This window comes from Reyranella sp. (assembly GCF_004297405.1).
In the GTDB taxonomy this organism is placed as follows: domain Bacteria; phylum Pseudomonadota; class Alphaproteobacteria; order Reyranellales; family Reyranellaceae; genus Reyranella.
In genome coordinates this window covers 278,776-300,183 of sequence record NZ_SCVC01000042.1, presented here as the reverse complement: position 1 = coordinate 300,183, position 21,408 = coordinate 278,776, and the positions used below count along the sequence as shown (strand labels likewise).

At 63.2% G+C, this 21,408-nt stretch carries 24 protein-coding genes; 12 read left to right on the top strand and 12 right to left on the bottom strand.

Annotated elements, in window-relative coordinates; translation table 11 throughout:
- Positions 1–165: 165 nt before the first annotated feature.
- Genes EPO50_RS27595 through EPO50_RS27585 form a run of 3 tightly spaced genes read right to left on the bottom strand, consistent with a single transcriptional unit; the run spans position 166 to position 3,051 of the window.
- On the bottom strand, positions 166–1,083 hold the full coding sequence (locus tag EPO50_RS27595) for an SDR family NAD(P)-dependent oxidoreductase (RefSeq protein WP_296349599.1): 918 nt from the start codon (positions 1,081–1,083) through the stop codon (positions 166–168).
- A gap of 17 nt (positions 1,084–1,100) precedes the next feature.
- The gene (locus EPO50_RS27590; RefSeq protein ID WP_296349598.1) at positions 1,101–2,315 is read right to left on the bottom strand and encodes a multidrug effflux MFS transporter; all 1,215 of its coding nucleotides are present in this window, start codon (positions 2,313–2,315) and stop codon (positions 1,101–1,103) included.
- A gap of 7 nt (positions 2,316–2,322) precedes the next feature.
- Positions 2,323–3,051 carry a transglutaminase family protein gene (locus EPO50_RS27585; protein ID WP_296349596.1) on the bottom strand — a complete coding sequence of 243 codons (729 nt, stop codon included), beginning with the start codon at positions 3,049–3,051 and terminating at the stop codon, positions 2,323–2,325.
- 36 nt (positions 3,052–3,087) lie between these two features.
- On the opposite strand from EPO50_RS27585, the gene EPO50_RS27580 reads away from it, so the two are divergent.
- Positions 3,088–3,585 carry an SRPBCC domain-containing protein gene (locus tag EPO50_RS27580; protein ID WP_296349594.1) on the top strand — a complete coding sequence of 166 codons (498 nt, stop codon included), beginning with the start codon at positions 3,088–3,090 and terminating at the stop codon, positions 3,583–3,585.
- 3 nt (positions 3,586–3,588) lie between these two features.
- Here EPO50_RS27580 and EPO50_RS27575 read toward each other — a convergent pair whose 3' ends face one another.
- The 3 genes from EPO50_RS27575 to EPO50_RS27565 are packed head-to-tail and all read right to left on the bottom strand — an operon-like array spanning position 3,589 to position 5,684.
- On the bottom strand, positions 3,589–4,050 hold the full coding sequence (locus EPO50_RS27575) for a PaaI family thioesterase (protein WP_296349592.1): 462 nt from the start codon (positions 4,048–4,050) through the stop codon (positions 3,589–3,591).
- Positions 4,047–4,511, bottom strand: coding sequence for a PaaI family thioesterase (locus EPO50_RS27570; protein WP_296349590.1), 465 nt, complete (start codon positions 4,509–4,511; stop codon positions 4,047–4,049). Before EPO50_RS27570 ends, EPO50_RS27575 begins: the two co-directional genes overlap by 4 nt.
- Positions 4,512–5,684: an acyl-CoA dehydrogenase family protein gene (locus EPO50_RS27565; protein ID WP_296349589.1), complete on the bottom strand. Its 1,173-nt coding sequence runs from the start codon at positions 5,682–5,684 to the stop codon at positions 4,512–4,514.
- Positions 5,685–5,847: 163 nt separating this feature from the next.
- Here EPO50_RS27565 and EPO50_RS27560 point away from each other — a divergent pair, with 163 nt between their 5' ends.
- The 7 genes from EPO50_RS27560 to EPO50_RS27530 all read left to right on the top strand — a co-directional run bounded on the left by EPO50_RS27560 (position 5,848) and on the right by EPO50_RS27530 (position 13,931).
- On the top strand, positions 5,848–6,723 hold the full coding sequence (locus EPO50_RS27560; protein WP_296349588.1) for a branched-chain amino acid ABC transporter permease: 876 nt from the start codon (positions 5,848–5,850) through the stop codon (positions 6,721–6,723).
- A gap of 3 nt (positions 6,724–6,726) precedes the next feature.
- Positions 6,727–7,878, top strand: a complete 1,152-nt coding sequence (locus EPO50_RS27555; RefSeq protein ID WP_296349586.1) for a branched-chain amino acid ABC transporter permease — start codon at positions 6,727–6,729, stop codon at positions 7,876–7,878.
- Positions 7,875–8,633: an ABC transporter ATP-binding protein gene (locus EPO50_RS27550; RefSeq protein ID WP_296349583.1), complete on the top strand. Its 759-nt coding sequence runs from the start codon at positions 7,875–7,877 to the stop codon at positions 8,631–8,633. The genes EPO50_RS27555 and EPO50_RS27550 overlap by 4 nt, the downstream gene beginning before the upstream one ends.
- Before the next feature lie 12 nt (positions 8,634–8,645).
- Positions 8,646–9,431, top strand: coding sequence for an ABC transporter ATP-binding protein (locus EPO50_RS27545; protein ID WP_296349581.1), 786 nt, complete (start codon positions 8,646–8,648; stop codon positions 9,429–9,431).
- Positions 9,432–9,447: 16 nt separating this feature from the next.
- Positions 9,448–11,292 (top strand): long-chain fatty acid--CoA ligase, encoded by a 1,845-nt coding sequence (locus EPO50_RS27540; RefSeq protein WP_296349578.1) that lies wholly within the window; start codon positions 9,448–9,450, stop codon positions 11,290–11,292.
- 42 nt (positions 11,293–11,334) lie between these two features.
- Positions 11,335–12,537 carry an ABC transporter substrate-binding protein gene (locus EPO50_RS27535; RefSeq protein ID WP_296349576.1) on the top strand — a complete coding sequence of 401 codons (1,203 nt, stop codon included), beginning with the start codon at positions 11,335–11,337 and terminating at the stop codon, positions 12,535–12,537.
- Positions 12,538–12,731: 194 nt separating this feature from the next.
- On the top strand, positions 12,732–13,931 hold the full coding sequence (locus EPO50_RS27530) for an ABC transporter substrate-binding protein (protein WP_296349574.1): 1,200 nt from the start codon (positions 12,732–12,734) through the stop codon (positions 13,929–13,931).
- Between the two features lie 75 nt (positions 13,932–14,006).
- On the opposite strand, the gene EPO50_RS27525 is transcribed toward EPO50_RS27530, so the two are convergent.
- Positions 14,007–14,327, bottom strand: a complete 321-nt coding sequence (locus tag EPO50_RS27525) for a hypothetical protein (protein ID WP_296349572.1) — start codon at positions 14,325–14,327, stop codon at positions 14,007–14,009.
- Positions 14,328–14,388: 61 nt separating this feature from the next.
- On the opposite strand from EPO50_RS27525, the gene EPO50_RS27520 reads away from it, so the two are divergent.
- Together EPO50_RS27520 and EPO50_RS27515 are read left to right on the top strand one after the other, a co-directional pair.
- A complete protein-coding gene (locus EPO50_RS27520; protein WP_296349570.1) occupies positions 14,389–15,183 on the top strand; it encodes an SDR family oxidoreductase in 795 nt (264 codons plus the stop codon).
- Positions 15,170–15,928: a glucose 1-dehydrogenase gene (locus EPO50_RS27515; RefSeq protein WP_296349568.1), complete on the top strand. Its 759-nt coding sequence runs from the start codon at positions 15,170–15,172 to the stop codon at positions 15,926–15,928. Before EPO50_RS27520 ends, EPO50_RS27515 begins: the two co-directional genes overlap by 14 nt.
- Here EPO50_RS27515 and EPO50_RS27510 read toward each other — a convergent pair.
- A complete protein-coding gene (locus tag EPO50_RS27510; protein WP_296349566.1) occupies positions 15,925–16,809 on the bottom strand; it encodes an alpha/beta hydrolase in 885 nt (294 codons plus the stop codon). The two genes, EPO50_RS27515 and EPO50_RS27510, sit on opposite strands and share 4 nt — an antisense overlap.
- 71 nt (positions 16,810–16,880) lie before the next feature.
- Here EPO50_RS27510 and EPO50_RS27505 point away from each other — a divergent pair, with 71 nt between their 5' ends.
- A complete protein-coding gene (locus EPO50_RS27505; RefSeq protein ID WP_296349564.1) occupies positions 16,881–17,621 on the top strand; it encodes a 2OG-Fe dioxygenase family protein in 741 nt (246 codons plus the stop codon).
- Positions 17,622–17,628: 7 nt separating this feature from the next.
- On the opposite strand, the gene EPO50_RS27500 is transcribed toward EPO50_RS27505, so the two are convergent.
- From EPO50_RS27500 to EPO50_RS27485, 4 genes are all read right to left on the bottom strand, one after another.
- Complete coding sequence (locus tag EPO50_RS27500) at positions 17,629–18,453, bottom strand: hypothetical protein (RefSeq protein WP_296349562.1); 825 nt, start codon at positions 18,451–18,453, stop codon at positions 17,629–17,631.
- 12 nt (positions 18,454–18,465) lie between these two features.
- A complete protein-coding gene (locus EPO50_RS27495; RefSeq protein ID WP_296349561.1) occupies positions 18,466–18,819 on the bottom strand; it encodes a hypothetical protein in 354 nt (117 codons plus the stop codon).
- Between the two features lie 10 nt (positions 18,820–18,829).
- Complete coding sequence (locus EPO50_RS27490; RefSeq protein WP_296349559.1) at positions 18,830–19,798, bottom strand: tripartite tricarboxylate transporter substrate binding protein; 969 nt, start codon at positions 19,796–19,798, stop codon at positions 18,830–18,832.
- Positions 19,799–19,865: 67 nt separating this feature from the next.
- The gene (locus EPO50_RS27485; RefSeq protein ID WP_296349557.1) at positions 19,866–20,636 is read right to left on the bottom strand and encodes an SDR family NAD(P)-dependent oxidoreductase; all 771 of its coding nucleotides are present in this window, start codon (positions 20,634–20,636) and stop codon (positions 19,866–19,868) included.
- Positions 20,637–20,815: 179 nt separating this feature from the next.
- Between EPO50_RS27485 and EPO50_RS27480 the strand changes: the two genes are divergently transcribed.
- Positions 20,816–21,382, top strand: a complete 567-nt coding sequence (locus tag EPO50_RS27480; RefSeq protein WP_296349555.1) for a hypothetical protein — start codon at positions 20,816–20,818, stop codon at positions 21,380–21,382.
- The last annotated feature ends 26 nt before the right edge of the window (positions 21,383–21,408 follow it).

Sequence of the window (21,408 nt, the reverse complement as noted above, 5' to 3'; positions counted from 1 at the left end):
GCCGTGAAAAACTTTGATTTGCCTGCTTCGAGAGCAGATCGGCCGAGGCGCCGTTGTCACCGAAGCTCCGTGCCGTTTCGAGCCGTTCGTCGGCACATCCGGACACGGAGCAAATGCCTCGAGAAAGCTACCTATCGCTTTCTCGAGGCCAGGGCGTCAGATCCCTCAGATCGGGTCCCAGGTGAAGTATTCCGGCGAGCGCTTGAGGTCGGTGAAGAAGGGCTTCATCGACGGCACCGCGTGCTCGGCAATCGCTTCGAGGGTCCAGCCCTCGGAGTTGTGCACGGAGCGGACCGGACGGTTGGCATTGAACAGCATGATCTCGTTCATGCGCACACCGAAGATCTGCGAGGAAATGCCCTCGGCCGCATCGGAGAGCAGGAACACCGCCATCGGAGCGATCTTGGCCGGCGTCATCCGCTTGGACCGCTCGAGCCGCACCTTCTGCGCCTCGGTGTCGGCGGGGATGGTGCCGATCATGCGCGTCCAGGCGAACGGCGAGATGCAGTTCGAGCGGACATTGAAAGCCGCCATGTCGAGTGCGATCGAGCGCGACAGGCCGATGATGCCCATCTTGGCCGCCGAGTAATTGGCCTGACCGAAGTTGCCCACGAGGCCCGACGTCGAGGTGAAATGCACGAAGGCGCCCGACTTCTGCTCCTTGAAGTAGTTGGCGGCGGCGCGGCTGGTGTTGAACGAGCCGTTCAGATGCACGTCGATCACCATCTTCCAGTCCATGTGGCTCATGCGATGGAAGATGCGGTCGCGCAGGATGCCCGCATTGTTGATGACGCCGTCGATGCGGCCGAAGTTCTCGACGCCGGCCTTGATCATGCGCTCCGCGCCGGCCGGATCGGCAACGCTGTCGCCATTCGGAACGGCCTGACCACCGAAGGCTTTGATCTCGTCGCAGACCTTCTGCGCCGGGCTGACGTTGCCGCTGCCCTCGCCGTCGACCGAGCCGCCGAGATCGTTGACCACCACCTTGGCGCCTTCCTTGGCCGCCAGTAGCGCCATCTCACGGCCGATGCCACCGCCCGCGCCGGTGACCAGCACGACCTTGTCCTTCAGCATGTTCGCCATTGTCTTCTTCTCCTCTTCTATGATTCCAGTTTCGGGGGACGCGGCGCACCGCGCAACAGCTGCGCACTCCAGAGCGTCGCGATAGCGAAAGGCGCGAGGCCGATCACCAGCGGCATGGCCACGTAGCGGCTGCCGACGATCGTCAGGATGGCCACCGTGATGGTGCCCATGGCGCCCATACCCATTTGCGCCAGGCCGGCCAGCGACGAGGCCGTGCCGGCGAGCTTGGGAAACATGCCGACGGCGCCTGCATTGGCATTGGCCACGATCATGCCGGTACCGAAGCTCAATACCATGTGCGGCCCGACGATCGCCCACCAGGTTACGACTTCGGATAGCGAAAGGGCGGCCATGCCGATGAGTGCCGCCACGTGAAACCAGCCGGAGAACTGAATGATCGTCGTCGGGGCCACGCGCCCCATCAGCCGGTTGTTCACGAAGGTGCCGGCAGTGAAGCCGCCGACCGAGAGCAGCACGATCAGACCGAACTCACGCGGACTGAACCCGAGACTCTCCTGCAGGATGAAGGGAACGCCGGCCAACATGCCGAAGTTCATGGCGAAGGCGAAGCCTAGTGGCAGGATATGCCCGAGGAAGCGGCGGTCGCGCAGCATCTCGCCCGAGCCGCGCAACAGGCTGCTGAGGTCGATACGCTCACTGCGGTACTTGTTGGTCTCACCGAGACCCGCCAGCACGACCATGAAGAGGATGACGCCGAAGCCGCCGACGAACCAGAACGTCGCCCGCCAGCTTGCCCATTCGCCGAGGAACCCACCGATGGTCGGCGCCAGCGATGGCGCGATGTTCTGTCCGAGCGAGATCCAGCTCATAACCAGCGGCATTTCCTTGAAGCTGTAGGCATCGCGCGTCAGCGCTCGGCCGAGCACCGATCCCGAAGCCGCACCTAAGCCCTGCAGGATGCGCAGACCTATCAGCCCGCCGATGGACGGCGCGAAGGAACAGGCAAAGGTGGTGAGCGTGAAGAAGAACAGACCGCCCAGCAAAACCGGCCGCCGGCCATAGCGATCGCTCAGCGGCCCATAGAAGAGCTGTCCCACCGCGAAGCCGATCATGTAAGTCGTCAGCGTGAGCTTCACACTGTCGGGGGTCGCCACGAGGTCGTGGCCAACCGACGGCATGACCGGTGTGTAGATGCTCATGGTGAGCGGGCCGAAGCTGCCCAGCGCCACCAGCAGCGCGATATATGCGGCCGACCGCGGCTTCAATGTCACGACAGCGTCACTTGGGCTTGGCTTCCGCAGCACCTTCGGCGCCGAAATCACCCCCGAGCGGCATCTCCTCCTGCGCCCGCGTCATGCGCGGATAGTAGTGGCGGAAGGCGCCGCGGATCTCATCGAACGGAATGTCGGCGAACACCCCGCGGTAGGCGAGATACTCCATGTGCCGCCGACCACTGAGGTCGAACGGATGATAGATCGAATCACCCACGGCATCCCAATCGAGCGGCTTCAGGCCGAACTTCTCGGTCAGCTCGCGATTGAAGGCCGGCGTCGCCTTGACCCAACGCCCGTCGAGCCAGACATCGGTGTAGCCGTGATAGTAGAAGACGTCGCTGCCCATCAGGTCGGCCAGCCGCTTGGTCGTCATGTGATTGCGCACATCGGCATAACCGACCCGTGCCGCAATCCCGGCTGCCCGGCAAACTGCCGCCATCACACCGGCCTTGTTCACGCAGTAACCATGCCCGGACACAAGCGTCGTGCTGGCGCGATAGGCGTCGCGCTTCATCGGCGTGTTGTAGGGGTCGTACCGCAGATCGTCGCGGACAGCGTAGTAGAGACGCTGTGCCCTTTCTTTGTCACCGCCTGTACCCGCAACTCGTCTTGCGTACGCTACGATCTCGGGGTGTCCTGAATCGATCAGGTCACCCGGCTGGCGATAAGCCTCGAAGCCGGCGCCGTCGCGAACGACGTCGTCCTGGGTGGTCTTGAGGGAATCGTAGTCCATACGCTGGGTTGTTTAATGCAAGAGATGGGAAAGTCCATGAGTGACGATGCGCAATTCACCCATGCGCAGATGGTACGCTTCGACCGCGTGCAGTCAGGACCACCGGAGCGGACCTGGGCCGTGCTCGCCGATACCAGCAGCCTGCCCGGCTGGTATGGCGTCGGTCATATCGAGCCTCGCGCCGGCGGCACCGTCGAGCTGATGGGCGGTCACATCAAGGGGGTGGTGACCCAGTGGCGACCTGCGGAACGGCTCGCCTACACCTGGAATGTCTTCAACCCCGGCGACGCGGTTTCTCCCTATCCCGAGTCTTATGTGACGTTCACCCTCACCGCCGTCGGCGATGGTACCGTGCTGACACTCGAGCATCTGCCGGTGCTGGAGCAGTTCGCGCGTCTGAACGCCGTGGGCTGGCACACCTACCTCGACATGGTAACGGCCGCCGTTCGCGGCGGGCCGGTCGAGGGGCGTGACATCTACATGAAAGCCAACGCCAAGCGTTACAACGTCGACCTCGCCAATCCTCTGGGCTGACGCCTAGAGCGAGGGCGGCGCGTCGGCGTCGGACTTCACCAGGAAGTGCGCATTGGCCGTGGCGACGGGCTTGGAGCGATCGTCCTGCCAGGCTTCGGCGAAGACGTTCACCATGCGGCGGCCCTGCTTGGTCACCTTCGCACAGGCGATGACATCGACCGGCCGTGCCGAGCGCAGATAGTCCACGGTGATGTTGACGATCTTCGGCACCGTCTCGGTCTCCGTCTCCCACAGGAGATGGAAGATCGCGGCCATCTCGAGCATGGCGCCCAGCGTGCCGCCATGGATGGCCGGCAGGAAGGTGTTGCCGATCAGCTCGTCGTGAAAGCGCATGCGGGTCAGCAGCTCGCCGGTGCCGTTCTCTGGCGCGATTCGCATCCAGCGTGCGTAGGGGATCGCCTCCGCCAGGCGGCTGACGTCACCGGCCTTGCGGGCTTCTGCAAGTCGTTCGAGGAGACTGCTCATTTCTTGCCCGCCATAGCCGGCCGCGTCGCTTTGCCTTTGGTGCCCAGCATGAACGTGCCGGCCGCCGCCGCGATCGGATCCTTGGCGTCACCATGGTGGGCGACGGCGCGCGTGAAGGCAACCGAGCGCGTGATGCGATAGCATTCGGCTTCGGCGATCACTGGCTTGCCCGGCTCGGCTGGCCGCACATAGTCGATACGCAGATCGAGCGTAGCAAAGGGTTCGGGCTTCTTCAGCATGGTGGCTACGGCCATGCCGCAGCAGCCATCGAGCATCGCCGTCAGCGGACCACCCGCCAGCACGCCGGTCTCGGGATTGCCGACGAGCTCCTCACGCCAACTCAGTTCCATCGATGCGAAGCCCTGGCGCACGCCGATCACCTTCAACCCCAGCGCCTTGTTGTGCGGAATCGCGTCGGAGAACCATTGCTGGAAGAGCGCGATGCGATCGTTCTTTTCCATTTAGAGGCCCATCTGGCGCGCGGCGAGATCCTTCATGATCTCGACCGAACCACCGCCGATCGACATCACCTTGGTCTCGCGATAGATGCGCTCGACTTTGGAGCCGCGCAGGTAGCCCGCGCCGCCGAAGACCTGCATGGCTTCGTTGGCGCAGAATTCCATGGTCGAGGTCGCGAGATTCTTTAGCATGCAGATCTCGGCAACGGGCTTCTCGCCCTGCCCCACGCGCCACGCCAGGAGTTCGAGGGTCGACTTCACGGCATTGATCCGCATCGCCATGTCGACCAGCCGGTGACGCACCACCTGGTTGGCAATCAGCGGCTTGCCGAAAGTGTGACGCTCACGGGCATAGGCGATGGCTTCGTCGAGACAGACCTTGGCAAAGCCGCAGGCGCCGGCCGACATGCCGAGACGCTCCGAGTTGAAGTTCAGCATGATGCCGATGAAGCCGCGATTCTCCTCGCCGATCAGGTTCTCGACCGGAACCTTCACATGGTCGAAGAAGAGCTGGGCGGTGTCCGACGCCCACCAGCCCATCTTCTTGAGCTTGGTCCGCTGAAAGCCCTCGCGGTCGCGCTCGATCAGCAGCAGCGACACGCCGCCAGCTCCAGGACCGCCGGTGCGCACGGCGACCGTGTAGTAGTCGGCCCGCATGCCGGAGGTGATGAACATCTTGCTGCCGTTGACGACATAGTGGTCGCCCTCGCGCCGCGCCGTAGTCTTGAGATTGGCGACATCGGAACCGCCGCTCGGCTCAGTGATGGCCAGCGCGCTGATCTTTTCGCCGGCCAGCACCTCGGGCAGCACCTTGCGCTTCATCCATTCCGGCCCCAGCGCGGCAATCGGCGGCGAGCCGATCGTATGACTGTTGAGGCTGGCGTTCAGTCCGCCGCTGCCGTGGCGCGCCATCTCCTCGGCCTTGATGATGCCGAAGAACGGATCGGTGGGTACGCCGCCATAGGCCTCGGGAAAACCAAGCTGCAGCAACCCTGCAGCAGAAGCCTTGCGATAGAGTTCGCGTGGAAACTCCTCGGCCTCATCCCACTGGTCAACGTGAGGCATGATTTCGCGCTCGACGAAGCGTCGGACAGTGTTCCGGAATGCCTCGTGTTCCTCGGTATAGAACGGCGACGGCGGCCCGCCTGACGGACGCACCTGCTCAGCGAGCGACATGGAAATCTCCGCGATCCAACGTGTGATCGATCGACAGTAGCGCACCCGGGATGAAAATCCATTGACTCCCGAATGCACCGCAAGTCTTATTGCCGCGCCTCGCGAAATCTAGAGCCGCAACCAACAAAAGCGAGGTCGGTGGGCCGTAGTACAGGGTAGGAGAATGCTCGATTTCATTCAGCAGTTGGTGAGCGGAATTGCGCTCGGCTGCGTCTATGGCCTGATCGCCCTGGGCTTCGTGCTCATCTACAAGGCGACCGAGGTCGTGAACTTCGCCCAGGGCGACCTGATGATGATGGGCGGGTTCTTCGTTTTCACATTCATCGGTCTGCTCGGCCTCGACTATTGGCTAGGCTTCCTGTTCGCCGTCTGCGGCATGGCCGTATTCGGCATGGCGACCGAGCGCATCCTGGTGCGGCCGATCCTGGGCTATCCGCAGTTCTCCATCGTCATGGCGACAATCGGGCTCGGTTACTTCCTGCGCTCCATCGCCGGCATGATCTGGGGCACCGACGATCTCAAGATCGAAACGCCCTTCTCGGCCGGCGTTCTCAAGATCGGCGATCTCGTCCTGGCCCATGACAAGCTCTCGGTGATCGTCGCCACCGTGATCCTCTGCGCGGTCCTCTACGCCTTCTTCAACTACACCCGCATGGGCACCGCCATGCGTGCCACCTCCGAGAACATGCTGGCTGCCTACTACATGGGCATTCCGGTGAAGCGTGTGGTCTCGCTGATCTGGGCGATCAGTGCCGCGGTCGCCGCGACTGCCGGCGTGCTGCTGGCACCCATCACCTTCATCCATTCCAACGTCGGCCTGGCACTCGGCCTCAAGGCCTTCCCGGCGGCGGTGCTCGGAGGGTTCGGCTCGATCCCCGGCGCGCTGGTCGGCGGGTTGATCATCGGCGTCATCGAGACGTTGGCCGGCTTCTACCTGCCCCAGGGCTGGAAGGACGTTGCGCCCTACATCGTGCTCCTGGTCGTGCTGCTGGTCCGGCCGCAGGGTCTGTTCGGGCCCAGCATGCGCAAGAAGGTCTGAGCCATGCGTTTCATCTTCAAGACCGACTACGACCAGGACATCCGCATCCTGAAGCACGGCGGCTATTGGTGGTCCTACGGCATCCTGCTCGCCGCATTGATCGCCCTGCCCTTCCTGGTCGGCAGCTACCTGCAGAGCCAGGTCGTCTTCGTGTTCATCTATGCGATCGTGGGCGTCGCGTTGATGATCCTGACGGGATTCACTGGCCAGGCATCGCTGGGCCACGCGGCCTTCCTCGCGATCGGCGCCTACACGGCGGCCTATCTGCAGAAGCTCGGCGTGCCGTTCATCGTCTACTTTCCCGCCGCCGCTATCCTCACCGGCATCGTCGGCGCCATGGTCGGGTTCCCGGCGCTGCGATTGACGGGCATCTACCTTGTCATCGCCACCATCGCCTTCGCCTTCATCGTCGAGGAAATTCTGGCGCGCTGGGAGTCGGTGACCCATGGCAACGAGGGCATGCGGGTCAGGACGCTCGACATTGTCGGCATGCCGTTGCCTCGTGACGGAGAGGCCTTCTACTTCCTCTGCCTGCTCACCCTGGTCGGCTCTATCGTCCTGGCGCTGAATCTTTTGCGCTCGCCGACCGGTCGCGCCTTCGTCGCCATCCGCGATTCCGAGACCGCCGGCAAGTCGATGGGCATCGATCTCGCGGCCTACAAGGTGAAGTCGTTCGCGATCAGCGCGGCGATCACCGGCCTGGCGGGCGTCCTCTTCGCCCACAAGATGACCTTCATCTCGCCCGAGATGTTCACCCTGCTGCTCTCGATCGAGTTCATCATGGTGATCATCATCGGTGGCGCCTTCGGTGTGCACGGCGCGGTGTTCGGCGCGATCTTCATCGTCATGGTCGATCCTTTCCTGACGGCACTGAAGGATGACGTGCCGGTTCTGGCCGCGAGCGTCGCTTCCTCGTTCGGCATGGCCTCGGACGCCGCCGCCAAGCTGCGCGACACCATGTCGTCGATCGGCTCGGCGGCCGGCCTCAAGGGTGCGATCTACGGCCTCATCATCATGATGTTCATCCTGTTCGAGCCCTACGGGCTCTACGGGCGCTGGCTCAAGGTGAAGCTCTTCTTCCAGCTCTTCCCGCTCTACAAGAAGGCGACCTTCAAGCGACAGAAGACCTACGTGAAGTCGGAGCGCAATCGATGAGCTTCTTCACGGTAGACAGCATCTCGCTGCAGTTCGGTGGCCTCAAGGCGGTCGACAGCGTGAGCTTCAGCGTCGCCAAGGGCGAGATCTTCACCATCATCGGCCCTAACGGCGCCGGCAAGACCTCGATCTTCAACCTGATCTCGCGGCTCTATAACCCGACGTCGGGCAAGCTCTTCTTCGAGGGCAGCGACATCACCGAGGTGCCGCCGCATCAGATCGCCAAGCTCGGCATTGCGCGCACGTTCCAGAACATCGAACTGTTCGAAAACGCGACGATGCTTGCCAACCTGTTGGTCGGCCGGCACTGCCACGCCACGACGCAGCTCTGGCAGGATATGCTCTTCCTCCCCTCCGTGCGGCGCGCCGAGAAGGAACATCGCCACAAGGTCGAGGAAGTCATCGAATTTCTAGATCTCCAAGCCTATCGCGAAAAGCTGATCGCCGGCCTCCCCTACGGCGTGCGGAAGGTGATCGAGGTCGCCCGCGCACTTTGCTCGGAGCCCAAGCTGATCCTGCTCGACGAGCCGTCGTCCGGTCTCAACGTCGAGGAGACCGACGACATGTCGTTCTGGATCCGCGATATCCGGACCGAACTCGGGATCACCGTGCTCATGGTCGAGCACGACATGTCCCTGGTGAACCGCGTCTCCGACCGGGTACTTGCGCTCAACTACGGCAAGGTGCTGGCGACCGGCACACCCGCCGAAGTGCAGGCGCACCCCGACGTGATCGCAGCCTATCTCGGCGCCTGAGCGGAGTTCCCGATGCCCCCCGACGCCAGCGACGACATCCTCAAGGTCTCTAACATCGAGAGCTACTACGGCCCGATCATGGCGATCCGTGGCGTGAGCATCGCCGTGCCACGCGGCAAGATCATCACCGTGCTCGGTGCCAACGGCGCCGGCAAGACGACGATCCTCAAGACCATCTCCGGTGTGCTCGACCCGCAGAAGGGCACGATCGAGTTCGAGGGCAAGCCAATCCAGCGTATGGATGCCGACAAGATCGTGCGGCTTGGCCTCAGCCACGTGCCGGAAGGCCGCGAGGTCTTCCCGTTCCTGTCGATCCGCGAGAACCTCGCGATGGGTGCCTTCCTGCGCACCGACAAGGACGGCGTCGCCCAGGATCTGGAACGCGTCTTCGGCTACTTCCCGCGCCTCAAGGAGCGTATCGACCAGCCCGCCGGTTCCCTGTCAGGCGGCGAGCAGCAGATGCTCGCCATCAGCCGTGCGCTGATGAACCGGCCGAAGCTCCTGCTGCTCGACGAACCGTCGCTCGGCCTGTCGCCCCTGCTGGTGAAGGAAATCTTCAGCATCATCAAGCGCGTCAACGCCGAGCAAGGCGTGTCGATCCTGCTGGTCGAGCAGAACGCCAAGATGGCACTTGAAACAGCGCACTATGGTTATGTGCTCGAAGTCGGCCGCGTGGTGATGGACGACACCTGCGAGCGGCTGATGAGCAGCAAGGACATTCAGGAATTCTATCTAGGCGCCAAGGAAGAAAGCGCCCGCGGCGAACGCCGCTGGAAGCGCAAGAAGAACTGGCGCTGACCGGGGAGGCAAAGGCATGGCCCAGAGAGCGACCCTGACTGTTGCAGAAACTCTGCCCAAGAGCTTTGTGCTGTCATGCAAGACGCGTGGCGACAAGCCCGCGATGCGCGAGAAACTGCTCGGCATCTGGAACGCGATCTCGTGGAACCAGTGGCTGGAGCGCTCCCGTGCCGTCACCTATGCCCTGCATTCGTCCGGCTTCCGCCCAGGCGATGTCGCTTCTGTCCTGGCCAACACAGTGCCGGAATGGAACTACGCCGACTTCGGCATCCTCTGCGCCGGCGGCGTCTCGTCGGGTATCTACCCCACCGATTCGGCCAAGCAGGTCGAGTATCTGATCAACGATTCCAAGACCTCGGTGCTCTTCGTCGAGGACGACGAACAGCTCGACAAAGCGCTGGAGGTGCGAGAGCGCTGCCCGACGCTGAAGAAGATCGTCATCTTCGACATGGAAGGCCTCACCGCTTTCAACGATCCCATGGTGGTCTCGCTCGACGAGTTCATGGCGATCGGCCGCAACTACGCTCAGGGCAAGGAAGGGTTGTTCGACGAACTGGTCGCCTCGCGTAAGCCCGACGATCTGGCGGTCCTGGTGTACACTTCAGGCACGACCGGCCCGCCCAAGGGCGCGATGCACAGCCATCACAACATCGTCTTTACGATGCAGAACTGCATGCATCCCGAGCTGTCGCTGTCCTGGTACGAAGGTGACGAACGACTGGCGTTCCTGCCGATGTGCCACGTCGCCGAGCGCGTCGCCGGCAGCTACTACTCGATCGCCACCGGCGTCTGCAGCAACTTCGCCGAAAGCCCCGAGACGGTGCCGGACAATATCCGCGAAGTGCAGCCGACCTTGTTCGGCGCCGTGCCGCGTGTGTGGGAGAAGTTCTACGCCGGCATGATGATCGCCCTGAAGGACGCCACGCCGCTGCAACAGTGGGCTTACAAGAAGGCAATCAACGCAGGGTATGCCGTCGCCGATGCCCGTCTCGAACGGCGCGAACCGTCGGCGATTCAAAAGCTCAAGTTCGAGGCCGCCTACTGGCTGGTGCTGAAGAACATGCGCAAGATGATCGGCCTGGATCGCTGCCGCTGGCTGTTCACCGGCGCGGCGCCGATCTCGCCCGAACTGATCCGCTGGTATCTGGCGATGGGCCTCGACATGTACGAGGTCTACGGCCAGACCGAGAACTGCGGACTGGCGACGGCGATGCCGGCCAATGCGGTCAAGCTCGGCACGGTCGGCAAGTCGGTGCCCTATGGCGAGGTGAAAATCTCGCCGCAGGGAGAGATCCTGATCAAAGGCGATTTCGTCTTCATGGGTTACCTCAACCAGCTGGAAAAGACGAAAGAGACCGTCGACAAGGACGGGTGGCTGCACACCGGCGATGTCGGCTCCATCGACAATGAGGGCTACATCAAGATCACCGACCGGATGAAGGACATCATCATCACGGCCGGCGGCAAGAACGTCACGCCTTCCGAGATCGAGAACCAGCTCAAGTTCTCACCCTATATCAGCGACGCCGTCGTGATTGGCGACAAGCGGGCGTATCTCACCTGCCTCGTCATGATCGAGCGCGAGACGGTCGAAAAGTATGCGCAGGACCTGGACGTGCCGTTCACGAACTACGCGAGTTTGTGTCGCTCTAAGGAAGTGCAGGATCTGATCTGGTCGGAGATCGAGCGGGTCAACTCGAACCTCGCCCGTGTCGAAACCATCAAGCGCTTCTTCCTGATCGAGCAGCAGCTCACGCCCGAAGACGAAGAGCTGACGCCGACCATGAAGCTGAAGCGCAGCTTCGTGAACAAGAAGTACAAGAACGAGATCGATGCGATGTACCGCCCTCAGGCGGCGTAGGAGTGTTTTGAGTTCCGTGGGAGTAGTGGAGGAAGCGTAGTCATGTGTTCGTTTGGCTTAAAAGCCGCCCTGTTAGGCGGCGTGTTCGGATTGGCCGCCCTGCCTGCGGCGGCCCAGCAGACAAAGGTCACCAGCCAGGGCATCACCCCGACCGAGATCGTGCTTGGCACCCATCAGGACCTCTCCGGTCCGATCAAATCGTGGGGTGTGCCGGTCACCAACGGCATGAAGCTCGCCGTCGAGGAGATCAATGCCGCCGGCGGCATCAACGGCCGCAAGCTCAAGCTGATCGTCGAGGACGTCGGCTATGATCCCAAGCGTGCGGTGCTGGCGAGCCAGAAGCTCGTCGAGAAGGACAAGATATTCGCCATGGTCGGGCCGCTCGGCTCGCCAACGGTGCTGGCCGCGCAGGACATCCTGCTGGAGGCTGGCGTGCCGCAGCTCTTCCCGGTCACGTCGGCCGAGTTCACCTACAAGATGGACCCGAAGAACCCGCAAGAGCGGCTCAAGTTCAACAACGTGCCGCCGTACACCGATAGCGTGCGCGCCGGAGCCCGCCATCTGATCCAGGAGAAGGGCCTGAAGAAGCCCTGCGTCCTCTATCAGGATGACGAGTTCGGCAAGAATGTGCTCGACGGCTTCACGCAGGCATTGGCCGACACCAAGCTGACCGCGGCGGCGACCACCAGCTACAAGCGCGGCGCTTCCGACTTCAGCTCGCAGGTCGCCAAGCTCAAGTCCGACGGTTGCGACTTCGTCGTGCTCGGCACCGTGGTGCGCGAGACCGTGGGCGTCATGGCCGAGGGCAAGAAGCTCGGCTTCAGCCCCGTCTACTTCGGCAGCACGGCGACCAACGTCGTCGAGGTGCCGGCGCTCGGCAAGGAGCTGACGGAGGGTTTCTACGCCGTCGGCGGCATGGAGATCCCCTATCGCGACACCGCCAAGGGCAAGGCCAAGGAGTGGGCCGAGACCTACTTCAAGACCTACAATATGGAGCCCAACACTCAGTCGGCGCTGGGCTACAACGACATCATGACCTTCGCCCATTACGCCAAGCTCGCGGGCAAGGACCTGACCGGCCAGAAATTCCTGGCGGCGATGGAGTCCGGGGATGTCTTCCAGGACATGTTCGGCTCGCCGCCGGTGAAGTTCTCGCCGACGCAGCATCTGTCGGCGACGGTGTTCCTGCTCCAGCAGATCAAGGATGGCCGCTGGGTTGTGCTGAAGCGCGACCTCACGAACTGATCTTCGCCCTCGCAGGCGATCAAGAGGGTCCGGGCGGGTTGCCGTCCGGGCCCTTTTTGCTGCCCGGAATCTCGCGTTTCGCCGTGCACAATCTCTGCGAAACTGCTTTAATTCGGCCAAGTCGCAGAAGCGACGACGTCGGGTAGGCGCCACCCGCCGGTACAAGATTGGCGCCGCAGTGGAGGAAATGCGCAATGCACATCAAGTCATTCGTCGCGCCCTTGGTCGGTGCGGCGGCAACGCTGGCGATGCTACCGGCGTTCGCCCAGACCAAAGTCACCAACCAAGGTGTGACGGCGTCCGAGATCGTGATCGGCACTCACCAGGACCTCAGCGGTCCCATCAAGGTGTGGGGCGTGCCGGTACTCAACGGCATGAAACTTGCCGTCGAGGAGGTCAATGCCAAGGGCGGAATCAACGGCCGCAAGATTCGCCTGATCGCCGAGGATTCGGGCTACGATCCGAAGAAGGCCGTGCTCGCCAGCCAGAAGATGGTGGAGAAGGACAAGGTCTTCGCCATGATCGGCCCGATGGGTTCGCCGACGGTGCTGGCCGCGCAGGACATCTTGTTCGAGGCTGGCGTGCCGCAGCTCTTCCCGCTGACGGCCGCGGAGTTCACCTACAAGTTCGATCCGTCGAAGGCGCAGGAGCGGCTGAAGTTCAACAACCTGCTGCCCTATGTCGAAAGCACGCGGGCCGCTCTGAAGTACATGGTCGACTGGAAGAAGCCCAAGTCGGCCTGCATCATGTACCAGGACGACGAGTACGGTAAGAACGTCTATGACGGCTTCACCCAGCAGCTCGAAGCCATGAAGATGAAGCCCGTGTCGGTCACGACCTACAAGCGCGGTGCTTCCGACTTTGCCGCCCAGGCCGCCAAGATGAAGTCCGACGGCTGCGACCTCGTCGTGCTGGGCACGGTGATCCGCGAGACGATCGGCCTGATGGCCGAGGCCAAGAAAATCGGCTTCAACCCGATCTGGCTTGGCGCCACACCCGTCAACGTTCTCGAAATTCCCGCTCTCGGCAAGGAGCTGGTCGAAGGCCTCTACTCGGCCGCGGGTTTCGAGATCCCCTATCGCGATACGGCCAAGGGCCCGGTCAAGGAGTGGGCCGAGGCCTACTTCAAGATGTTCAATTCCGAGCCCAATACACAGGCGGTCATCGGCTACAACGCGATCATGACCTTCGCGTTCTATGTCCAGCTCGCCGGCAAGGATCTGACGGGACAGAAGTTCCTCGAGGCGCTGGAGTCCGGCAAGGAGTTCAAGGACATCTTCAACTCGCCGATCACCAAGTTCTCCAAGACCAACCACCTGGCCACCACGATTACCCAGGTGCAGGAGGTCAAGAACGGCCGCTGGGTTCTGGTGAAGGACGGCCTGTCCTTCTAGGCGCTGCAGGTCCGATAGAAACAAAGAAGCCCGGGCGGGAAACCGTCCGGGCTTTTTCTTTGCTCGTTACCCTGATCAACTTGGGGGCGGAACGTCGACCTTGTTGTTGCGCAGCTCGCGTTGCAGCACCGGGATACCGGCCGCCGTATTACCGTCCTGGCATTGGGCGATCGCCACACGAGCATCGATATCGGGCTGCCCACCGCCGGCCCCGACACCGCCCATGGCCGTGCTGACGCCGGCAACATATTCACTGTAAACGGTGGTGAGCTTCGTGCAGTAGGCTTGCCCCTGCGCGACGGTCATGCCGGGTGGTGGTCCCCCTGCGGTCTGCGTGCACCCAACGGCCAACAGCGACATCGTCATCAAACCTACACTGCCAACGAGCTTCGCCATGCGATCCTCCCTCATCGATACGCTACTGCACTTGCCTGTGGTTCGCTATGGTTCCGCCTAGATGAGCAATGAACTTTCAGGCCAAGTCGCGATCGTGACCGGGGGCGCCTCGGGGATCGGCACGGCGTCGGCCGCCCTCCTCGCTGACGCAGGCGCGACCGTGATCATCGCCGATCTCCAGGAAGGCTCCCGCGACCGGGAAGCCGGCCGTTTCGTCACTCATGATGTCGCATCGGAAGCCTCCTGGCAGGCCCTGCTGGCAGACGTGCTGAAGGGCGAGGGCCGGCTCGACATCGTCGTCAACAACGCCGGCATCTCAGGTGGCTCGGGTACGCCCGAGACCACGACCGTCGAGAACTGGCAGCACGTCCAGGCCATCAATTCAGAGGGCGTATTCCTCGGCTGCAAGTACGCCATTCAGGGCATGAAGCAGACCGGTGCGGACAAGCCTCAGTCCAAGGGCTCGATCGTCAATATCTCTTCGGTGGCAGGCCTCGTCGGCGGTGCCGGCCCGACCGCCTACACGGCGAGCAAGGGCGCGGTGCGGCTGCTCAGCAAGAGCGTCGCGCTCTACTGCGCGGAGCAGAAGTACGACATCCGCTGCAACTCGGTGCATCCGGGCGGCGTCGATACTGCGATCTTCAATCCGCTGTGGCAGGCCGTTGGCCACGAACAGGGCAAGGCTTTCATCGGTTCACGCCACCCGATCGGCCACATGGCCGAACCTGAAGACCTCGGCGAGCTGGTCCTGTGGCTGGCGTCGGATCGCTCGCGCTTCGTCACCGGCGCGGAATTCACGGCCGATGGCGGCCTGACCGCCGGTCTGCTCAGGAGGTCTCTCTTTGCCCCGTCTTGAGAACAAGGTCGTTCTATTGAGCGGCGGCGCATCGGGCATCGGTGCGGAAACCGCGCGCCAGGTCGTGCGCGAGGGAGGCAAAGCGGTGCTGGCGGACCGTGACGAGGCCAAGGGCCGTGCTCTCGCCGCCGAGCTGGGCGCTGCGGCGCACTTCGTGGCGCTCGATGTCGTCCAAGAAGCGAGCTGGCAAGCTGCCGTCGCCGAAACGGCCGAGAAGTTTGGCGCCCTGCACGGTCTCCTGAACGCAGCCGGTGTCGGCGTACGCAACTCGATCGAGGATTGCACGCTCGAAGAGTATCGCCGCGTCAACGACATCAACTCGCTGGGTACGTTCCTCGGTTGCAAGACCGCCATCCCCGCGATGAAGGAAGCGGGCGGCGGCTCGATCGTGAACGTCTCGTCAGTGCTCGGCCTGCGAGGCGCGGCCTATGCCATGGCCTATTGCGCCAGCAAGGGTGCAGTCCGCACCCTCACCAAGAACGTGGCGCTGCACTGCGCGCAGATGAAATACAACATCCGCTGCAACTCGGTGCATCCGGGCTACATCGATACGCCGATGATCGCGCCGCGGCTGGAGCAGAGCGACGGCAACATGAGCGGCCGGCAGTCTCTGGAGGACATGCATCCGCTCGGCCGGCTCGGTCGCGCCGACGAGGTCGCCAGCATGATCCTGTTCCTGCTGTCGGACGAATCGACCTTCTCGACGGGCTCGGAGTTCGTCTGCGACGGCGGCCTGACGGCCTAGCTTTTCATTCCCGTGATCGACGCGCTCACCGCGCGCGGATCGCGCTTGGGCCAGCGGCCGGCGTCGACCTGCACGATGAAGTCGCCGACGATCCGGTTGAACTGATCGGGGTCCTCAAGATTAATCGTGTGGCCGCAGTTCGGCATCACTACCAGCGCGGCCGACGGGATCTCACGCTTCATCAACAGTGCAGGGGCGAGGCAGGGCCAGTCTTCGTCCCCGGTCAGCACCAGGGTCGGCACCGTCATGGCGCGCATCTCGGCCACAAGATCATAGAGAGAAGGCCTTTCCCCCTGGCAGCCGATCTGGGTGTTCGCGGAGCCTAGTGCCGAATGCGCCGCCAGCGCCTGTTTGAACTCGGCGAAGCCACGCGGATCCTTGTTCTCGAATTGCACGCGGGTCGGGCCGTAAGCGTATTTTTCGGCAAAGGCCGCCACCCCCTCTTCCAGCAATGACTTCGCCACCACCTGGACTTCGGCCTTGAAGCGGGATTGCTGGTCCTTCTCGGCGCCGTAACCCACTCCAGCCACGACAAGGGAAAGCGCGCGTGTCGGATGGCGAAAGCCGAAGTGCAGGGTAGCGAAGCCTCCCATGGAGAGGCCGACGACGTGCGCTTTCTCGATCCTGAGATGATCGAGGATCGCCAGGATGTCGTCCGTGGCGCGGTTCTGACTGTAGCTCGTCGCCTTCTCCGGCACGTCGGAGGGAGGATATCCACGAGCGCTGTAGGTGATGCAGCGATAGCGCTGGCCGAAGTGGCGCATCTGCGCTTCCCAGGACCGGTGATCGGCCGCGAACTCGTGGACGAACACGATGGGCGTGCCAGCTCCGACCTCCTCGAAATAGAGCTTCACTCCGTCGTCGGTCGTCGCATAAGGCATCGTTTTTCTCCGGGTCGGCCCAGAGTTTAGATCATATGGCAGTCCCGTGACGGAATGATAGGCTTCGCGACATGAGCGAAATCGGCACCGGCCTACAGAACGCCACGGGCATCCGCACCGCCATCGCGCGGGCAGGTTATGCCTTCGTCGAAGCCTCAGACATGCGCAATGCCTTCGCGCGCTTCGGCGCCCTGGCCGACTGGCCGGCTTTCGCCGAGAGCTGGAACGATCTCGACGTCGATACCTACATGGGTGACGGTGGTCGCTACCGGAAGCGCCGCTTCGGCGTCTGGCGTGCTGGCCGCCAGGGGACGATCGTGCGCGGCCCCCATCAGCCCCACTATCAGGGCGTCAACTACAACACGCTGAACGGCGGCATCGAGCGCTGGTTCAAGCCGATCACCGACGAGATCGGCGAAGGCGCGTCGATGCGTACCATCCTCGAATACTGCCGGGCGCTGTTCGGCCGGCTCGCGCCGGAAACCGCGGAATGGCACGTCGAGGGCCATCAGTTCCGTATCGAGGCCAGACAGGGCGAACAGGGCAAGCCCACGCCCGAAGGCATGCATCGCGACGGCGTGGACTATGTGCTGGTGCTGCTGATCGCCCGCCGCAATATCGCGAGCGGCACGACAACGGTGCACGATCTCGACAAACGCGCACTCGGCAGCTTCACCTTGACGGATCCGCTCGATGCCGCGCTGGTCGACGACGCCCGCTGCTATCACGGCGTAACGCCGGTCGAGCCGGAGAACCCCGCTCTACCCGCCTATCGCGACGTACTGGTCGTGACCTTCAAGAAGAAGGGCTGACCCAGGCTCAGGCGGCGATCGTCATCCGGGCGATCGTGCAACTCACGGCGAAGATCGGCACCGGCTCACAAAACTCGATCTTCCCCTTGGCGCCCTTGGCTGCTGCAGCGGCAGCGATGAAGGTCCTGATCTCGAAGCCACCCTGGCCGGCATCGCGATAGGTTTCGGCGTCACTATAGGAAAGCATCGCCTCGCGGTCGTTGGCGGCCCAGCGGGCGAGGAATTCCCGGTCCCACTTCTCGTTGATCTTCCCGGAATCGGGCGTCGCGGGCCAATGCGAGATACCGCCGGTGCCGATCAACGCAATGCGCTCCGGAACGGAATCAGCCGCCTGGCGCAGCGCTTCGCCGAAGGCCCAGGCGCGGGCCAGCGGCGTCAACGGTGGGCCCTGGCAGTTGATATTGGCCGGAATGATCGGGAGATCGTAGTTCGGCGTCAGGAAATGCAGCGGCACGGAGATGCCGTGGTCGAACTTCCATTCCTCGGCATAGGCGACGTCGACCGTCTGCATCACCTTCTCGATCAGCTTGCGCGACAGGGCCTTGTTGCCCGGCACCGTCGTGCGCTCGATGCGGAGGAACGCCTCGTCCTCGATGGGCCCTTCGTAGGAATCGGCCATGCCCATTGCGAAGGCCGGCATGTTGTTCATGAAGAAGTTGGCGAAATGCTCGGCCGCGATCACCACCAGTGCATCGGGCCGCGTCGCGCGGATATCGTCGCCCATGCGCCGGAAGGCACTTTCGAGCGCCTGCCGCGTCTGGGTGTCGGCCCGTTCGGCGCGGGCGGTGATGCCCGGGGCGTGGCTGCAGGCGCCGCAATAGACCAAGGGCATCGGTTTCTCCCGTTACCTGTTCTCTCTGTCGCGTTTCAGCCGGGCGTCATGCGCCTCGACGCCTTCGTAGCCGGTCGCAGCATAGACGCCCTCACGAACCTGGCCGTGCTCCTGAAGTCCATGCCGCATCCGGTCGAGATAGTCGGTCCACTCGATCTTGTGGAGGGCCGCAAAGTGCATGAGGAGCTGGCCATTGACTCCCAGCACATAGAGCAAGCCGATATCGGGCTTGGTGAGCGCGCCCGTCTCTTCGGCCGAGAGTTCGTACTCGGCCAGGACTGCGTCACGCTCCGCGGCATAGCGCTCACGCGTGCGCGGATCGCGGTTGAGCTGATAGATCAATTTCTGGACCTGATAGAGGCTCATCGAGCGGCACCTACTCCAGCTTTACGCCCGAGGCTTTCACGATCTCCCCCCAGCGCGCCCGCTCCTTGGGGATGAAAGCAGTAAACTCCGCGGTGGAGTTGCCGACCAGCCGGACGCCACGTTGGGCGAACTGCTCGGCCATCTTGGGATCCTTCAGGATCTTCGCTGCCTCGGCATTCAGCTTGGCGACGATTTCCTTGGGCGTGCCGGCAGGCGCGACCAGGGCGAACCACGACGAAGCCTCGAAGCCCGGCAGGCCGGCTTCCGTCGCCGTCGGCACGTCAGGCAGGATCGCCATGCGCTGGGGTGCGGCCCAAGCCAGCGCCTTGAGCGCGCCGCTCTTGATGTGAGGCAGCACCAGCGGCGGATTATCGACCAATCCGTCGATCTGGCCAGCGACCAGATCCTGCACGGCAGGCGCCGCTCCCTTATAGGGCACATGCGCCAGCTTGATCTTGGCCGCCTGCTCCAGCAGCACGATGGCGAGGTGCGTCGTCGTACCATTCCCGGCGGAGCCGAAGTCGAGCTTGCCCGGCTGTGCCTTGGCCTTGTCGATCAGCTCCTTGAGCGTCGAGACGCCGGCGCGCGGATGGACGACCACGATGTTGGGCATATCGCCCACCACCGTGATGGGCGAGAAGGCCATGGCCGGATCGAATGGCATCTTGCCATAGAGGAACTCGTTGATGGTCAGGATGCCGGCCGATGCCAGCAGCAGCGTATGGCCGTCGGGCTCCGCCTTGGCCACGATCTCCGCACCGATGTTGCCGCCCGCCCCCGGCTTGTTGTCGACGATCACCTGCTGACCAAGGGCTGCCTGCAGCTCCGGAGCGAGGGCGCGTGCCAGCACGTCGGCGACGCCACCGGGTGGGAACGGCGCCACGATGCGCACCGGCTTGGTTGGATAGGTCTGGGCCCAGACGGGAGCCCCTATGAGCATCCCCAAAACGGCGAGCAGAACGCCTGTGCAGCGTTTCATTTGTTGCTTCCTCCCTGAAGCCTCCTCCTCCCGCAATGGCGCGGGAGGAGGAGGTCCTGGGTGGATGCTAGCTTCCGATCGTCACGCCCGCATCGGCAATGATGGTCTGGCCGGTAATGAAGGCGCCGGCCTTTCCGGCCAGCATGACGGCAATACCGCCGATATCGTCCGGCTCGCCGATCCGGCGCAGCGGGGCGCTCTGCAGGCGCTTGTCGAGATATTCGGGATTGTCCCACAGCGCTTTGGCGAAGTCGGTCCTCACCAGGCCGGGAGCGATGGTGTTGATACGAATGTTGTCAGGGCCAAGTTCGGTCGCCAAGTTACGCGCAAGCTGCATGTCGGCGGCCTTGGAGATGCCGTAGGCGCCGATCACCGGCGTGCCGCGCACACCGCCGATCGACGAGACGATGATGATCGAGCCGTCCTTCTTGGCCCGCATATCCGGGATGCAGTTGGTAATCAGCCAGATGTTGGACAGGATGTTGTTCTGCATGATCTTCATGAAGGCATCGTCCGGCATCTTCTCGGTCGGCCCGTAATAGGGATTCGATGCCGCATTGCAGACCAGGATGTCGACCGGTCCGAGCTGCTTCTTGGTCTGGGCGATCAGGTTGATGCACTGATCCTTGTCGGAGATGTTGCAGGGAATGACGGTGGCGTGGCCACCCGCCTTCTTGATCTCGGCGGCCGCCTCCTCGCAGGCTGGCGCCTTGCGGCTCGACACCACGACTTTGGCGCCCTGCAGCGCAAGATGCAGGGCTATCGACTTGCCGATGCCCTTGCTCGAGCCGGTGATGACGGCGACCTTGCCGGTTAGGTCGAAAAGCGGCGATGCCATGAAAATTCCTCCAATCCAATGAAGGGAGGAAGCTAGCAAATTATCGGGCGCGAGGTGCGCCGGAACTGCCCTTTGCCTTGGCTCCAAGCCGGCTCGCGGAACAGCCCCGCTCGTCAAGGAAGCGTGAATTGCCCTTGTCGATTCCCGAAGGCTAGCTTGGTCTCCTGCAGGAGGGTTCGATGCGTCTTATTCATCGTATTGTCGCGACATTGTCCGCCGCGATTGCCCTGCCGGCGGTCGTGTTCGCCGCCTCGATCGGCGGCAACTACTACGCCCCGCAGTACGACTATCGCGACTTCTTCGCCGCGACCGATGGCAAGAACTTCCCGGTCATCCTGGCCGGCGACGCCTTTCCCGGCGTCAATCCAGCGGTAGTGGCAAAGGACCTGTTGCCGGCCATGCAGGCGGCCAAACCGCGGCCGGCGCTCACCTTCACCTACGACCGCCCCCTGCCGCCGCCCAGCCCAGACTACAGGCTGGTGCTGATCTTCGACCCGGCCAACGACCTGAATGCCGATCCGGTCTGCGCCGGTACGCCACCTCGTTTCCGCCAAGGCCGGCCGGGCCTGTTCTACGTCTATGCGATCTATTGCCGGAACGCCCAGGCGATGTCCTTCACCACGGCTTGGACGCCAGCGACGGGTCCAACCGATCCGAGAATCGAGCAGCTGTTCCGCGAACTCTTCATGGTGATCTTCAGCGACCAACAGCGTCGCTTTGCGGAGCTCAATTCAGCATTCCGCTGAAGACTCGCGAGAGAGGCTTCTGCAGG

Coding starts and splice junctions, on each gene's coding strand:
- EPO50_RS27595 (WP_296349599.1), bottom strand. CDS start 1,083: ATGGCGAACATGCTGAAGGACAAGGTCGTGCTGGTCACCGGCGCGGGC.
- EPO50_RS27585 (WP_296349596.1), bottom strand. CDS start 3,051: ATGGACTACGATTCCCTCAAGACCACCCAGGACGACGTCGTTCGCGAC.
- EPO50_RS27580 (WP_296349594.1), top strand. CDS start 3,088: ATGAGTGACGATGCGCAATTCACCCATGCGCAGATGGTACGCTTCGAC.
- EPO50_RS27575 (WP_296349592.1), bottom strand. CDS start 4,050: ATGAGCAGTCTCCTCGAACGACTTGCAGAAGCCCGCAAGGCCGGTGAC.
- EPO50_RS27570 (WP_296349590.1), bottom strand. CDS start 4,511: ATGGAAAAGAACGATCGCATCGCGCTCTTCCAGCAATGGTTCTCCGAC.
- EPO50_RS27565 (WP_296349589.1), bottom strand. CDS start 5,684: ATGTCGCTCGCTGAGCAGGTGCGTCCGTCAGGCGGGCCGCCGTCGCCG.
- EPO50_RS27560 (WP_296349588.1), top strand. CDS start 5,848: ATGCTCGATTTCATTCAGCAGTTGGTGAGCGGAATTGCGCTCGGCTGC.
- EPO50_RS27555 (WP_296349586.1), top strand. CDS start 6,727: ATGCGTTTCATCTTCAAGACCGACTACGACCAGGACATCCGCATCCTG.
- EPO50_RS27550 (WP_296349583.1), top strand. CDS start 7,875: ATGAGCTTCTTCACGGTAGACAGCATCTCGCTGCAGTTCGGTGGCCTC.
- EPO50_RS27545 (WP_296349581.1), top strand. CDS start 8,646: ATGCCCCCCGACGCCAGCGACGACATCCTCAAGGTCTCTAACATCGAG.
- EPO50_RS27540 (WP_296349578.1), top strand. CDS start 9,448: ATGGCCCAGAGAGCGACCCTGACTGTTGCAGAAACTCTGCCCAAGAGC.
- EPO50_RS27535 (WP_296349576.1), top strand. CDS start 11,335: ATGTGTTCGTTTGGCTTAAAAGCCGCCCTGTTAGGCGGCGTGTTCGGA.
- EPO50_RS27530 (WP_296349574.1), top strand. CDS start 12,732: ATGCACATCAAGTCATTCGTCGCGCCCTTGGTCGGTGCGGCGGCAACG.
- EPO50_RS27525 (WP_296349572.1), bottom strand. CDS start 14,327: ATGGCGAAGCTCGTTGGCAGTGTAGGTTTGATGACGATGTCGCTGTTG.
- EPO50_RS27520 (WP_296349570.1), top strand. CDS start 14,389: ATGAGCAATGAACTTTCAGGCCAAGTCGCGATCGTGACCGGGGGCGCC.
- EPO50_RS27510 (WP_296349566.1), bottom strand. CDS start 16,809: ATGCCTTATGCGACGACCGACGACGGAGTGAAGCTCTATTTCGAGGAG.
- EPO50_RS27505 (WP_296349564.1), top strand. CDS start 16,881: ATGAGCGAAATCGGCACCGGCCTACAGAACGCCACGGGCATCCGCACC.
- EPO50_RS27500 (WP_296349562.1), bottom strand. CDS start 18,453: ATGCCCTTGGTCTATTGCGGCGCCTGCAGCCACGCCCCGGGCATCACC.
- EPO50_RS27495 (WP_296349561.1), bottom strand. CDS start 18,819: ATGAGCCTCTATCAGGTCCAGAAATTGATCTATCAGCTCAACCGCGAT.
- EPO50_RS27490 (WP_296349559.1), bottom strand. CDS start 19,798: ATGAAACGCTGCACAGGCGTTCTGCTCGCCGTTTTGGGGATGCTCATA.
- EPO50_RS27485 (WP_296349557.1), bottom strand. CDS start 20,636: ATGGCATCGCCGCTTTTCGACCTAACCGGCAAGGTCGCCGTCATCACC.
- EPO50_RS27480 (WP_296349555.1), top strand. CDS start 20,816: ATGCGTCTTATTCATCGTATTGTCGCGACATTGTCCGCCGCGATTGCC.